The following is a 12,623-nucleotide window of genomic DNA, read 5'->3' on the forward strand; positions in this document are numbered from 1 at the left end:
CCGCACCTCAGTGCAGAGGATAGGAGCCGAGGGGTTCGTGGCGAAACGGATACGTGAAGTGCGAGCGGACCAGTCGGAACTCTGTTGCCGTCCAGCGGATGGGCTTCAGGGAAGTGGGCCTTGCTGCGCGTTCAGCGTCCCGTGCGATCGTGACGTGCGGCGTCCATCCGCGGACATGGACATCGAGGGAAAAGCCGGCTCGCACCAGCGCACGGCTGATGTCGTACTGAAGGCGCCGCAAATCTTCATGCTCCGACGGTTGCACTACCGAGGCGTCGTTCGACCATGTGCAGGAGCGGTCGAGCGTGAGTTGCAGTGGCTGCATTGACACTTCGGCGAGCGCGGCGCGCAGACGTTGCTCGGCGTTGCCCTGCTGATCGGGGAGGTACTGGAGCGTCAGGTGCAGGCGGTCTACGGGCGGAAAGGAGCAGCCTCTGGGCCACCACCAGTTCTTGCGGTGCGCCTCTATTTCAGCTTGCACTTCCCTGGCGGGAAAGAGTCCGACGAGAAGCTTATTGGACTCGGCCATCGGGCGCTTCTTCAGGATCCAGGCGGCCACCAGCTCTCGGCCGTCGTGCGGATGACGCGCGCTGCCTGCACGCGAATGTCTCCCTTGTCACGGGTCACCTTGAAGGGCCAGGTCGAGATCCGGCCTGTGTGGGAGCGGGGCTGCAACTGGTGCAACCTGGAGAAAAAAAGAACCTGCGCAGTGGGCGCAGGCGGATTGGCGGTGGTCATCGGCGTCGCCTTGAAGTTGTTCTTGGAGACGACGAATTTTAGAGAAATACTGTATTTATGTACAGTATTTTCAGGGTCGAGCAGGCGTGCCCAGCAGAGCATCCAGGTCGACAGCCGCTGCCATCGCCCTGTAACCCGCATCGCCCGGATGCAAGTGGTCGCCCGAGTCCATCGCCGCCTTCAGCCGCGAGGGCCGGGCCGGGTCGCGCAACACCGCGTCGAAGTCGACCACGGCGTCGAACGCGCCGCCTTCGCGGATCCAGCGGTTCACGGCCTGGCGCACCTTGTCCTTCTCAGGCGAGTAGTGGCCTTCGAGCGGCGTGCCCTCCAGCGCGCGTTCGGTCGGCGCGATGGTGCCGGCCATGATGCGCACGTTGTGGGCATGGGCCATCTCCGCCAGCTGCCGCAGGCCCTGGATGACGGCTTCCGCGCGCACGGCGGGTTCGTTCGGAGCGAACGGGCCGCCGGGCCAGCCGATGTCGTTGGTGCCCAGCAGCACGATCATGGCGCGCACGCCCGGCTGGGCGAACACATCGCGGCCTGCGCGTTCCAGGCCGGCGCGGCCCATGCCGTCCTTCAGCAGGCGGCCGCCGGAGATGCCGGCGTTCAGCACAGCGACATTGCGTCCCACCAGCCGCTCGGCCAGCGCGTCGGGCCAGCGGGTATTGGCGCTGGGCGTGGAACCGTTGCCGTCGGTCAGCGAATCGCCGAGGGTGACGACGGTGGTTGGTGGCCGGGGTGTCTCGACGATCAGGCCGCTGACGTAGACACGGGTGCTCCATTGCGTTGCCGCTGCCGGCAGGCGCGCGGCGCCGGTCAGGTCGCCATCGGCCACGTAGGCGGTCTGGCGCGCATCGAAGTGAAAGCCCGCGGGCTGGCTGGGCCGCGGCAGATAGAGCGATACCGCAACCTTGCCGAGAGCGGGCATGGCGATGTCCACCGGGTCGCTGACCAGCCGCGCGCCGGGCGGGATGGTGACGTCGGCCTGCCCGCCGAAGCGCAACGGCCGGTCGCTGCCCTCGATGACCGCAGAGCCTTCGGCATGCCGGGCCACGCGTGCCGCGCCGATGTACAGCGGCGCCACCCCGCCTTCGTTGCTGATCACCACGCGCAGCCGCGAACCGCCGATGCTCAGCCGCGCCACCTGGCGCACGGTCTGCCGGTTGAACTGGAAGGGCAGGCCGGTGGGCAGCACGAAGTCGCCGTTCCAGATGGGTTGCGTGCTGGCCATCCAGCTGGGGCTCCAGTAGGCCGCCGGTTCTGCTGTTGAAGTTGCGGCTGTGGCGGCCAGGGTGAGCGCGAGGGCGCCGTGGCGCAGGATCGATGCGAGTGTCGATGTGGTCATGAGAAGGGGTCCTTGGATGAAAGCTGAAGCAAGGCCCCGACTTTCTTTCATGCGTATCCGGATGGGTAGACGGCAGAATGGCATCCAGACCATTCCAAATACGAATACACCATGGACACCCTGCGCGCCCTCGAAGCCTTCGTGCACAGCGTGGAGCTGGGCAGCCTGTCGGGCGCGGCCCGCGCGCTCGACACCACGCAGCCCACCGTCAGCAAGCTGGTCGCGGGGCTGGAGCGTTCGCTCGGCGTGCGCCTGCTGCGGCGCACCGCAGCAGGCCTGAGCCTGACCGAGGAAGGCCAGCGCTTTCACGAGCGCGCGCGGCGCATGCTGGAGGACTACGGCGACGCGGTGTCCGACGTGCGCGAAGGCATCCAGCAGCCGCGCGGCCTGCTGCGCATGAGCGCGCCGGTGACCATGGGCCAGCGGCATCTCAACGCGATGGCGGTGGAGTTCCTGGGCCTGTACCCGGACATCGAGCTGGAGCTGGTGCTCGACGACCGCTTCGTCGATCCGCTGGAGGAGCGCATCGACGTTTCGCTGCGCGTCGGCGGCGCCTTGCCGCCCGACTTGGTCGCTCGCCACCTGGGCACGTGGCCGCGCGTGCTGGTCGCGTCACCGGACTACATCGCGGCACGCGGCAAGCCGCGCAAGCCTCAGGACCTGCTGGCGCACGACTACCTGCGCTATGCGGCGGGCGACGACGGCGTGCTGCTGCAAGGCCCCGATGGCCCCGTCACCGTGCCGGTGCGCAGCCGCTATCGGGTGAACAACGCGGTGGCTCTGCTCGACAGCGTGCTCGGCGGCGCCGGCATCTCGTTGCAGCCCACCTGGATGGTGGCCGACCTGCTCGAACAAGGCCGACTGGTGCGCCTGCTCGGCCGCCACACCGGCCCGGCGCAGGAGGTGCACCTGCTGTATGCCCCGCGCCGCCACCAGCCGCTGCGCGTGCGCGTGCTGGTTGACTTCCTGGCCGAGCGGGTGGCGAAGCTGCCGGGCGCCTCCCGCCCGGTTACGCGCTAGTTCAGCGGCAGCCGCAAGAAGGTGCCCCGCAGCGCCTCCTGGCCCGCGCCCGGCTTGCTCCAGTCGCACACGCCGCTCGGGAAGATGGTCTGCAGGCGCGCCAGGTCGGCGCCCGCAATGGTCACCGAGTAGTCAGCCGCATTCACCGGCTTCAGCTGGCACTTGAGCACGTCGTTCACCAGCGGCGTTCCGGCAACGAGGCGCGGCGTGCTGAAGCGCGGGTACACCACGTTGCAGCTGGCCGCCGGATTGGTCGACGCGGCTTCGTCGATGCGCGTGCCGCTCGCGTCCCAGCAGGCATCGTTCGCGCCAACGGGCTTGTTGCGCACCACCTTGTCGATGGACGGTGCAGCCGTGTCGGCGGCCATGTTGTCCAGCCACTTGTTGATGAGGTCGAGCGAGGCCGACATGTAGTCGACGGGCGACTTCGATCCCAGCGTCCAGATGATCTGGTTGTCGCTGCGGCCGTTGGCGCGCTGCAGGCGGGCCCGGATGATCAGGTCCTGCATCGTGTCGTGGATGTCGCCCACGACATCGGCATTGCCGCGCTGCGTGACGATCGGAATGTTCGCAAGGCCCGGCCCCTTGAAGCTGTTCTTGAAGCCGCCCGCGTAGGTGAGCTTCAGCGCATCGGGGTCTGCCACGGAGCGCGCGGCCTGCGTGTTGCCGTCGCCGTCGTAGCCTCCGACCTTCTCGTTCAGATCGAGAAACTCCGTCACCGAGATCGCGCCGCTGTTCATCGCGGCCAGGCCGTACTGCACGCCGACGTTGTCGATGGGGCGACGCGCCTCCTGCGTGCCGGCGCGCTTGCCGAGCAGGTTCACGTTGGTCTGGAACAGGTCGCAGCGGATGCCGTTGGGGTTGGTCGTGCGGTTGAACACGTTCGACACGTTGGCCGGTTCGAGAAAGCCGCAGCCCACGGCGTTGTCGGACTTGATGATGCTCGCGAAGGACAGGTCCCAGCTCGTGCAGGTGTTGGTGTTGAAGCCGTTCACCGCGTTCTGCTTGGCCGTGGTCCAGGTGGTGGTGTCAAGCTTGTAGACGTTGTTGAGCAGCCGGCACTCCATCACCTCGGGCATCAGCGTCTCGGGGAAGGACACGATGGGCTGAATGCCGTCGAGCAGGCCCGGGTAGAGCTGCGCGATCAGGTATTGCTGGATGGCGCCGCCCGAGCCGCCGAAGCCGACCGTCCACTTGGGCACGGCGCCGAATTCTTCGATGACGTGCTCCTTCAGCATCATCAGCGTCTCGCCCTGCAGGTGCGGGTTGGCGTGCTGGTTGTTCCAGAGTTCGGTCGAGTTCATGAAGGCGAAGCCGCGCGACAGCTGGATGTGGCCCACATCGCCGAGGATCGTCTCGATGGGATGCACGCCCTGGTTGTACTGGGCGGAGCCGCAGCAGTCGAAGTACACGACGAGCTTCTTGTTCCAGCCCGCGCCGGGCTTCCAGGTGGCGGGTGCGTCCTTGGTTGGGTTGTCGAGCACCGCGAGCCGGTACACGCCGCGGTTGATGGTGCCCGACTCCACACGCACGATGTAGGGCACGGTGTTGCCGTCGTTGGTGGTGGTGGTCGCGAGGTCAGCGGGGCGCGTGCCCGTGGGGTCTGAAAGCGGTTTGAAAGTATTGGAGGTGCTGCGGTAGTACCAGACCACCTGCGTCGCGGCCGAGCAGTCGGCGTCGAGCGGCGAACCCAGGCCGTTCTGCACCGTGCGGCATTCATAAGGCGAGATGTGCGGGCCCGAAAGAATGGGCCCGGTGATGGGGTAGTTGACCAGCTTCGTCTCGGTGCGCTGCGCAGTGTTGTCGGCGTTGCTGACCACCAGCGTATTGGTGCTGCCCGTGGTGCTGGAAGCGTCCGTCGTGAGCCCGGTGACGAGGCCGCGCAGTACGCGGGCCGTGCTGTCGGCCACCGGCACCTGCGAACTCACGTCCTTGCCGTTCAGGCTTACGCGAACCTTGTCAAGCGCCACGCCAACGGGTGCGGTGATTTCGATCAGCGAGTCGCCGCCGCTGACCATGTCGGGCGACGACGAGAGCGTCTTCACCTGGAACGCGGCCGGCGTCTGCGTCGTGGGCGGTGGGCTGGCGCCGGGAATGAACGAAAACCCCGATCCGCCGTCGGAGCCTCCGCCGCATCCCGCGACGAGCAGAGCTCCTGCCATGGCGAGACCCGCGGCAAGGGCGCGGGGCCGGCGCGGCCACGGAAAAACCCGCTTGTGCGGGCGACGGGGTGTAGCGAACATGGACGTCTCCTGTGTTGTATGTCTTGAAAGAATACGAATGGACGTTCCGGGGCGCGGTCGTTGCGACGACACATGACGCGCGAATTGCTACAGGTAATCCCTGATTCACCCAGCGAGCCTTTTTCTTCTTCCTCCGCTGCGCAGGTGCTGGAAGAGACGGTACGGCGTTCCAAATGGGCGTCGGCCCTGTCGCCGGCTGACCTCGAACATGTGCTCGGCAGCATGCAGGAACGGCAGTTCGCGCGCGGCGGCTGCATTGCGCGCGCCGGCGAGCCGGTCGAGCACTGGATGGCGCTGATCGATGGCTTCGCAAAGATGTCGGTCGCATCCGAAGACGGACGGGTCTCGACACTCACGGGCGTATCGGCCGGCGTGTGGTTCGGCGAAGGCTCATTGTTCAAGCACGAGGCGCGCCGCTACGACGTGTTCGCGTTGCGACCCACGCGCGTGGCGCTGATGCCCCGGCGCACCTTCGAATGGCTGCGCGGCACCAGCGTGCCGTTTAACCACTATCTGCAGGAACTGCTCAACGCGCGGCTCAGTCTCTTCATCGGCGCGCTGGAGCATGAGCGCCTGCTCGACACCGACGCGCGGGTCGCGAACTGCCTGGCGAGCCTGTTCAATCCTGATCTGTATCCCGATGCGCCGCGCTTCCTGGAAGTGGGGCAGACAGAGATCGGATTGCTCGCGAACGTATCGAGGCAGCGCGTGAATGTTGCGCTGCAGCGCTTTCAGGCGTTAGGACTCATCCGCCTCGAAAAGCGCGGGCTGACGGTGCTCGATCTTGGCGGCTTGCGCGGCTACAAGGCAGAAGGCGTCTTGCCGCTGCGCCCTTCAGGTGCTGCGTAGCTGGCGCGTGCCGACTGGCGTGTCGGGGCCGGTGCGCACATTGCGTTCGATGAACTCGCGCGCAATGGCTTCCACGTTGGCAGGGGCCGGCGCGTTGAAGGACATGCGGTACTTCAGCAGCTTGCCGTTGCGCACCGCGAGGTAGGTGAACGAGTCGTAGGCCTTGGCGTCCTTTGCATGCACGAGGCGGAACGAGACCGTGCGGAAGGTCAGCCCTTCGATGCGCACGTCGCGTGTGGGGCCGATCCTGGCGCTTGCGTACATGCCCTGGGCGGTGGCTCGCTGCACCTCGGCGATGGTGCTCTTGAAGTGCTCGTCGAATTGCGGGTCGTCCACGCCTGGTTGCCAGGCGCGCTTCATGTCGTACACGTAGACATCGATCCAGCCGACGCTGCTCTCGAAGCGGTGACTGTTGCCGAGGCCCGCATTCAGTGCCTCGTAAGACTTGGAGTTGATGTAGCGCCACTGCACGCCCGTGGGCGGGGCCGGTGCCGACTCGGCGGCGGGCGGCGTTGCTGCCGTTGTTCCTGCGGCCGGCGCCGTGTTCGGTGCGCTCGCGCAGGCGCAGAGCAGGGCGCAGAGAAGCAGGGCGAACAGCAGTTTCATGGGCTGGTCCTGGAGTCGAGGGGAAAGAACGGGCAGGTCAGTCGAGGCGGATCTCGAAGTAGGCCTCGTCGGCTTCGCCGAGTGCGCGAAAGCCGGCAGTCTTGGCGGTTTCGTAGGCCTTGGCCCAGGTGGCGGCCAGCGCGAGCTCGTCCTTGCTGAGTTCGTCGGCGCTGGACTCGCTGGCGTTCTCGAATGCCTTCAGCGCGGCTTCGACGCTCTCGCCTAGCAGCTTGTCGAGTTCGCGGCGGAAGCGCGACTCCGCAGTGGCGATGACGTCGGCCGGGGCGTCGGGGAAATCGACCAGTTTCACGGTGTAGCTCATGGCCGGGATGCTACGTGATTGCGCAGGCCGGATGGAGGCAGTTTTGCTACATCCGCCTCGGGCATTGCGCCGCGTTTCATCTGAAATCATTCCCGCGTCATCTGAATCCGGGATGGCGTACGCGTAATTCGAACGCAACTCACGCCTCGCAAAGTCGAACCCGAGACGAGCACCGCTACCGGTGCCTGGATCACCCAGGTGTTGACTCGGGGCTTGCCGGATGCGTGTCTGCCGGCGCGACCTCTTCCATTTTTTCAGATGCGCAAGAAGGAATCGATCATGAAGAAACTCAATGCCGCCATGTCTGCTCTTGCCGCGGTCGTGATGCTTGCCGCCGCCGGCGGTGCCTCGGCACAAAGCCTGACCCGCGCCGAAGTCGTGGCGCAGCTGAAGGCCGCCCAGTCCAGCGGACAACTCGCTGCGCTGACGGGTGAAGACAGCGGCTCGGCCTATCTGTCGCGCCACTTCCAGCCGAGTGAATCGCGCTCGGAAGTAACGGCCGAACTGGCACAGGCCAAGGCGGACGGCTCGCTCGGCGTGCTGAGCGCCACCGACAGCGGCTCGGCCTACCTGGCGCGCAACTTCAAGTCGACCGAATCGCGCGACGAGGTCAAGTCGGAGCTGGCCGCGGCCGAGAAGAGCGGTCACTTCGACGCGCTCTATGGCCAGGACAGCGGCTCGTTCTACCTTGCGCACGGTGGCAATGTCGCGGCCCCGAACAGCGCTGTCGCAATGGCCGCGCCGCAGACTCCGGCGCAGTGAGCGCAGGGTCGACGCGCCGGCCTTCAGCTCAGCGCGTCGACCTGGGTATCGAACACGTAGCCCGCCCCACGTTCGGTGCGAATGAATTGCGGCGCCGAGGCGTCGATTTCGATCTTGCGCCGCAGTCGCAGGATCTGCACGTCGATCGACCGGTCGTACACCTCGGCGCCGTGCAGGCGCGAGAGTTCGAGCAACTGGTCGCGCGAGAGCACGCGCTGCGGCGCCTCGCACAGTGCCAGCAGCAGGTTGAATTCGCCGTTGCTCAGCTCCACCCTCCGGCCGTCCGGCGCGGTGAGGCGGCGCACCAGCACGTTGAGCTCCCAGCCTGCGAAGCGATAGGCCCGGCGCTCCGTGCCCTTGACCGGCGCGGTGGCAGCGGCGTCGCGCTGCACCTGGTAGCGCCGCAACACCGCGCGGATGCGGGCGAGCAGCTCGCGGTTGCTGAAGGGCTTGGTGATGTAGTCGTCGGCCGCGATCTCCAGGCCCATCACGCGATCGGCCTCGTCGCGCTTGCCGGTCACGATGATGACGGGAATGGTGCTGGTCTCGCGCAGGTGGCGGGCCAGGTGCATGCCGTCTTCGCCGCCAAGCCGCAGATCGAGCACCACCAGGTCGATGACCGACTCCTGCAGCGCCTTTCTCATCTCGGCGCCCGAGACCGCCGTGGTCACGCGCAGCTCGTTCTCGGTGAGGTACTCGGCCATCAGCTCCCGAATGGCCGGATCGTCATCGACGACGAGGATGTGGTGGCTGGAGCTCATGGGGGCGAAGGGTAATGCAACTTCGCTGCGCCCGGCGTACGGCCGGGTTACAGATGAAATGCTCGCCCCACGGCCGACATGACGGCGGCATCCACGAAGGCGCCAATGAACTCATGGCCGCAATGGGTGCGGCCCGCAACAACCGCCCGTGTTTGACTGACCATGCTGACCGTCGTCGTGATCGAGGAAGATAGCGCCATGCGAACGCTGATTTGCGAGTGGCTGCGGGGTGAAGGCTATGCCGTGCGTGGCCTCTCCCTGCAGAGTGCCGCACCGGCTTTGGGCGTCGACCTCGTGATCGTCGACGTGCCCGACTTCCGCTCACGCGGCGCGCAGACCGTGCATGCGGTGCGCACCCGGTATCCGCATTCCGTGCTCATCGGCCTGTCCACCCAGTTGGGCCGCAGCCTGCACGGCGACTCCCATGCGGCGCGTGCCCTGGGACTGAGGCGCCTGGTTGCCAAGCCCTGTGCGCGTGGCGAGTTGCTCGACGCCGTGGCCACGGCGATCAGCGTGGCGCGTTGAACGGCATGAAGGCTGCAGACCGCCTGCGCCACCGCATCGTCGCCGTCGGTGCGCTGCTGATCGTCGCCTGCATCGGCTCCGCGGGCTACGACGGATGGCGCCTGCACCAGCAGATCATGATGGCCAACGAGCGCGAGCTCGGCAACCTGAGCAAGGCGCTGGCCGAGCAATCGCTGCGCAGCCTGCAGGCGGTCGACGTGGTGCTGCGCGACGCTGCAAGCTGGTACGAGGCGGGCGGTGCACGCCTCGACCCGCAGGCCGTATCGGCCGCACTGGCCTCGCGCACCGTGGGCGTGCCGCAGGTGAATGTGCTGACGGTCATCGACGCGCAAGGCATGCAGCAATACCGCTCGCGCGACACGGGCACTCCGCTCGCCGATGTGTCCGACCGGCCTTACTTCACCGCACAGCGCGATGCGCGGGGCGTGGGCCTTTTCATCAGCAAACCGATGCTCACCCGCACCGAAGGGCTGGCGGGCCTGGTGGTGTCGCGTCGCATCGACCGGCCGGACGGATCGTTCGCCGGCGTCGTCACGGCCATCGTCACGCTGCAGCACCTCGAAGGCATGTATTCCGCCATCCGGCTCGGCGAGCGCAGTTCGCTGCTGCTGACGCTGAACGACGGCACGCTGATCGTGCGGCAGCCGGGCGCCGATGACCCGAAGAGGCAGCAGAGCTTTCCCGGACTCGCGGCGCTGAAGGAAAGGGGCGTGGTGGCGCACGCCGTCGACCCCATCGACGGGCGGCGCAAGCTGATCTCGGCGGTGGACGTGGGCAAGCGGCCGCTGATCCTGGCCATCATGCGCGACGAGGACTATGCGCTGCGGCCCTGGTACGACGAGATGTTGAGCTCAGGCATCCGCACGGTGCTGCTGATCCTGCTGGTGGTGCTCACCATCGTCGGCCTGCTGCGCCAGTTGCGCCGGCAGGAGAGCGGCGAGCAGGCGCTGCGCCAGAGCGAAGAGCGCTACGCAATGGCCATGGAGGCTGCGAACGAAGGCCATGCCGAATGGAACTTCGCGCACAACACGGTGTTCGTTTCCGACAAGTGGCGGGCACTGCACGGCGTCGATGCGTCGGTGCCTCTGGGCACTCCGGCCGACGTGCTGCGCCATGTGCAACTGCACCCCGACGACGCCCCGCACGCCAGGCAGGCCATCGAAGACCACCTGGCTGGGCGCACGCACGCCATCGAACTCGAATACCGCGTGCGCCATGCCGATGGCAACTGGCGCTGGATCCATGCCCGCGGACGCTGCGTGCGAGACGAGGCTGGCGCGGCGCTGCGGCTGTTCGGCGCAGCGACCGACGTCAGCGCCCGCAAGCTCGCCGAGGCCGACAAGGCCAGGCTCGAAACACGCCTGCAGCAGACCCAGCGGCTCGAAGCTCTCGGCACGTTGTCGGGCGGCATCGCGCACGACTTCAACAACATCCTGGGCGCCATTCTGGGCTTCGGCGAGATGGCGCAGCAGCAGGCTCCGGCCGGCAGCGCGATGCGCCGACACATCGACCGCGTGATGCAGGCAGGCGCACGCGCGCGTTTGCTGGTGCGGCGGATTCTCGATTTCAGCCGCAGCGGCATTGCCGAGCGCGTGCCGGTCAACATGCAGGCGCTGGTCGAAGAAGTGATATCGATGCTCACGCCCACGCTGCCGCCGGGCCTGCGCGTGGATGCTCGGCTGCAGTCCGGCAGCGCAGCCGTGATGGGCGACGGCACGCAGCTCTACCAGGTGGTGATGAACCTCTGCACGAACGCCGTGCAGGCCATGGGCGAGCAGGGCGTGGTGAGCCTGCGGCTCGACCGCGTGGACGTTGAGCAGAAGCGCGCGCTGCTGCACGGCGACATTGCGGCCGGTTCGTATGTCTGCCTCGAGGTGGGCGACACCGGCCCCGGCATTCCGCCCGAGGTGTTGCAGCGCATGTTCGATCCGTTCTTCACCACCAAGAAGGTCGGCGAGGGCACCGGGCTGGGCCTGTCGGTGGTGCACGGCATCGTGGCTGACCTTGGCGGTGCCATCGACGTGACAACCGGCAGCGGCCGGCCGACGGTAGTGTCGGTGTGGTTGCCGGTTCTCCAGGGCCAGGCGATGGACGGCGGGCCGGAGCAGGCGCCGCTGGACACCGTGAAAGGCTGCCCGCGCGGCAACGGCGAGGTCGTGATGGTCGTGGACGACGAGCAGCCGCTGCTGGAACTGGCCGAAGAGATTCTTGCGAGCCTGGGCTACGAGCCGGTGGGTTTCGGCACCAGCGAGCGCGCGCTGGCCGCGTTCGAGGCCGACCCGCAACGTTTCGACGCCGTGCTCACCGACGAGATGCTGCCGGGCATGCCGGGCAGCGAGCTCGCGCGGCGGCTGCTGGCGCAGCGCCCGGCGCTGCCGGTGGCGCTGATGAGTGGCAACGTCAACGTCTCGCTGGAGCAGCGCGCCCGCAGCGCGGGCGTGTCGGTGCTGTTGCACAAGCCGCTGGGCCTTCAGGAGCTGGCCGAATGCATGTCCCGCCTGATTGGCGATGGCTCCTGAAGTCCGGCGCTTTCACTTCAAGCATTGCTCCGCGCAGCCTCCAGGATCAGGTGCGAGATTTCGTCGGGATGGGAAATCAGCGAGAGGTGGCTCGCGGGCAGTTCGATCGTCTTCGCGTTCATCCGCTTCGCGAGGAATCGCTCCATGTCCGGCGAGATCGTCCGGTCGTTGGTCGACACGGCATACCACGACGGCTTGGAGCGCCAGGCGGCCTGCGTCGTGCGCGACGCAAACAGCGTGTCGGAGATGCGCCCCTGCACCGCGTAGAGCACGCGCGCCTTGGCCGGATCGAGATCGCCCGCAAAGTCGCGAAGAAAGGCTTCTTCGCTCAACTGGGCAAAACCGTTCGCCTTGACAAGGCCGGCGCTCGCGGGCGGGGTGGGGAATTTCGCGGCCAGGGCGCCATAGTCTTCGCCGGCATCGGGGGCGCGTGCGGCCACGTAGACGAGCGCGGCAACCTTGTCGTCGACTCCCGCCTCGCTGATCACCATCCCGGCCCACGAATGGCCGACGAGGACTGTCGGGCCGTCCTGCAGCGCGAGGATGCGGCGCGTGGCTTCGACATCGTCCGCGAGCGAGGTCAGGGGGTTCTGGACAGCGGTGGCGTTCAGTCCCGCTTTCTGCAGCCGGGCAATCACTTCGGTCCAGCAGGAGCCGTCCGCATAGGCGCCGTGAACCAGCACCACGTTCCGGATGCCCGAGGCGGTGGCCGCGCCGGGGATCTTCGAAGTCTTGGTGGCCGCTTGCGCGATGCTTGGGCCGGAGAGGGCAGATGCGGCGGCACCGGCTGCGAGGATGGCTGCGAAAGAGCGTCGATTCATGATGTGTTCTTCGTCAAGGTAGGTTGAGAAGTCATCACTGTCTGCCGCACGCATTGCGCATGGGTTGCGGCGCGGGGGCGCTTGAATGCAGCTGAAGTTGTGTCTGCTACAG

The 12,623-nt window shown here is 67.1% G+C and carries 13 protein-coding genes; 5 read left to right on the forward strand and 8 right to left on the reverse strand.

The window, feature by feature from the left end; genetic code table 11:
• Window positions 1-7: 7 nt before the first annotated feature.
• The 3 genes from BLV60_RS14920 to BLV60_RS14930 form a co-directional block, all read right to left on the reverse strand.
• Window positions 8-559: a 2'-5' RNA ligase family protein gene (locus tag BLV60_RS14920; protein WP_256329110.1), complete on the reverse strand. Its 552-nt coding sequence runs from the start codon at window positions 557-559 to the stop codon at window positions 8-10.
• Window positions 541-738, reverse strand: coding sequence for a hypothetical protein (locus BLV60_RS14925; RefSeq protein ID WP_093055774.1), 198 nt, complete (start codon window positions 736-738; stop codon window positions 541-543). Before BLV60_RS14925 ends, BLV60_RS14920 begins: the two co-directional genes overlap by 19 nt.
• 70 nt (window positions 739-808) lie before the next feature.
• Window positions 809-2,083 carry an SGNH/GDSL hydrolase family protein gene (locus tag BLV60_RS14930; protein ID WP_093055776.1) on the reverse strand — a complete coding sequence of 425 codons (1,275 nt, stop codon included), beginning with the start codon at window positions 2,081-2,083 and terminating at the stop codon, window positions 809-811.
• A gap of 111 nt (window positions 2,084-2,194) precedes the next feature.
• Here BLV60_RS14930 and BLV60_RS14935 point away from each other — a divergent pair, with 111 nt between their 5' ends.
• The gene (locus BLV60_RS14935; protein WP_093055778.1) at window positions 2,195-3,103 is read left to right on the forward strand and encodes a LysR family transcriptional regulator; all 909 of its coding nucleotides are present in this window, start codon (window positions 2,195-2,197) and stop codon (window positions 3,101-3,103) included.
• On the opposite strand, the gene BLV60_RS14940 is transcribed toward BLV60_RS14935, so the two are convergent.
• Entirely contained in the window at window positions 3,100-5,346 is a 2,247-nt protein-coding gene (locus BLV60_RS14940; RefSeq protein WP_143042590.1) for a DUF6351 family protein, read from the reverse strand. The two genes, BLV60_RS14935 and BLV60_RS14940, sit on opposite strands and share 4 nt — an antisense overlap.
• A gap of 72 nt (window positions 5,347-5,418) precedes the next feature.
• Between BLV60_RS14940 and BLV60_RS14945 the strand changes: the two genes are divergently transcribed.
• Window positions 5,419-6,195: a Crp/Fnr family transcriptional regulator gene (locus BLV60_RS14945; RefSeq protein ID WP_093055782.1), complete on the forward strand. Its 777-nt coding sequence runs from the start codon at window positions 5,419-5,421 to the stop codon at window positions 6,193-6,195.
• Here BLV60_RS14945 and BLV60_RS14950 read toward each other — a convergent pair.
• Together BLV60_RS14950 and BLV60_RS14955 are read right to left on the reverse strand one after the other, a co-directional pair.
• Window positions 6,181-6,801, reverse strand: a complete 621-nt coding sequence (locus BLV60_RS14950; protein ID WP_093055784.1) for a hypothetical protein — start codon at window positions 6,799-6,801, stop codon at window positions 6,181-6,183. The two genes, BLV60_RS14945 and BLV60_RS14950, sit on opposite strands and share 15 nt — an antisense overlap.
• Before the next feature lie 37 nt (window positions 6,802-6,838).
• Window positions 6,839-7,123 carry a hypothetical protein gene (locus tag BLV60_RS14955; protein ID WP_093055786.1) on the reverse strand — a complete coding sequence of 95 codons (285 nt, stop codon included), beginning with the start codon at window positions 7,121-7,123 and terminating at the stop codon, window positions 6,839-6,841.
• Window positions 7,124-7,402: 279 nt separating this feature from the next.
• On the opposite strand from BLV60_RS14955, the gene BLV60_RS14960 reads away from it, so the two are divergent.
• Window positions 7,403-7,885, forward strand: coding sequence for a DUF4148 domain-containing protein (locus BLV60_RS14960; RefSeq protein ID WP_176928802.1), 483 nt, complete (start codon window positions 7,403-7,405; stop codon window positions 7,883-7,885).
• A 23-nt stretch (window positions 7,886-7,908) separates the two neighbouring features.
• Here BLV60_RS14960 and BLV60_RS14965 read toward each other — a convergent pair whose 3' ends face one another.
• Entirely contained in the window at window positions 7,909-8,646 is a 738-nt protein-coding gene (locus BLV60_RS14965; RefSeq protein WP_093055790.1) for a response regulator, read from the reverse strand.
• A gap of 198 nt (window positions 8,647-8,844) precedes the next feature.
• Here BLV60_RS14965 and BLV60_RS14970 point away from each other — a divergent pair, with 198 nt between their 5' ends.
• Window positions 8,845-9,171, forward strand: coding sequence for a response regulator (locus tag BLV60_RS14970; protein WP_176928803.1), 327 nt, complete (start codon window positions 8,845-8,847; stop codon window positions 9,169-9,171).
• Window positions 9,172-9,176: 5 nt separating this feature from the next.
• On the forward strand, window positions 9,177-11,690 hold the full coding sequence (locus BLV60_RS14975) for an ATP-binding protein (RefSeq protein WP_093055794.1): 2,514 nt from the start codon (window positions 9,177-9,179) through the stop codon (window positions 11,688-11,690).
• Window positions 11,691-11,707: 17 nt separating this feature from the next.
• Here the strand turns inward: BLV60_RS14975 and BLV60_RS14980 are convergent, their stop codons facing one another.
• A complete protein-coding gene (locus BLV60_RS14980; RefSeq protein WP_093055988.1) occupies window positions 11,708-12,511 on the reverse strand; it encodes an alpha/beta fold hydrolase in 804 nt (267 codons plus the stop codon).
• Window positions 12,512-12,623 lie beyond the last annotated feature (112 nt).

This window comes from Variovorax sp. YR634 (assembly GCF_900106655.1).
In the GTDB taxonomy this organism is placed as follows: Bacteria; Pseudomonadota; Gammaproteobacteria; order Burkholderiales; family Burkholderiaceae_C; genus Variovorax.

Excerpts from the sequence above, each read along its gene's own strand:
- BLV60_RS14980 (WP_093055988.1), bottom strand. The coding sequence starts at position 12,511 with ATGAATCGACGCTCTTTCGCAGCCATCCTCGCAGCCGGTGCCGCCGCA.
- BLV60_RS14930 (WP_093055776.1), bottom strand. The coding sequence starts at position 2,083 with ATGACCACATCGACACTCGCATCGATCCTGCGCCACGGCGCCCTCGCG.
- BLV60_RS14950 (WP_093055784.1), bottom strand. The coding sequence starts at position 6,801 with ATGAAACTGCTGTTCGCCCTGCTTCTCTGCGCCCTGCTCTGCGCCTGC.
- BLV60_RS14935 (WP_093055778.1), top strand. The coding sequence starts at position 2,195 with ATGGACACCCTGCGCGCCCTCGAAGCCTTCGTGCACAGCGTGGAGCTG.
- BLV60_RS14975 (WP_093055794.1), top strand. The coding sequence starts at position 9,177 with ATGAAGGCTGCAGACCGCCTGCGCCACCGCATCGTCGCCGTCGGTGCG.
- BLV60_RS14925 (WP_093055774.1), bottom strand. The coding sequence starts at position 738 with ATGACCACCGCCAATCCGCCTGCGCCCACTGCGCAGGTTCTTTTTTTC.
- BLV60_RS14940 (WP_143042590.1), bottom strand. The coding sequence starts at position 5,346 with ATGTTCGCTACACCCCGTCGCCCGCACAAGCGGGTTTTTCCGTGGCCG.
- BLV60_RS14970 (WP_176928803.1), top strand. The coding sequence starts at position 8,845 with ATGCGAACGCTGATTTGCGAGTGGCTGCGGGGTGAAGGCTATGCCGTG.
- BLV60_RS14945 (WP_093055782.1), top strand. The coding sequence starts at position 5,419 with ATGACGCGCGAATTGCTACAGGTAATCCCTGATTCACCCAGCGAGCCT.
- BLV60_RS14960 (WP_176928802.1), top strand. The coding sequence starts at position 7,403 with ATGAAGAAACTCAATGCCGCCATGTCTGCTCTTGCCGCGGTCGTGATG.
- BLV60_RS14965 (WP_093055790.1), bottom strand. The coding sequence starts at position 8,646 with ATGAGCTCCAGCCACCACATCCTCGTCGTCGATGACGATCCGGCCATT.
- BLV60_RS14955 (WP_093055786.1), bottom strand. The coding sequence starts at position 7,123 with ATGAGCTACACCGTGAAACTGGTCGATTTCCCCGACGCCCCGGCCGAC.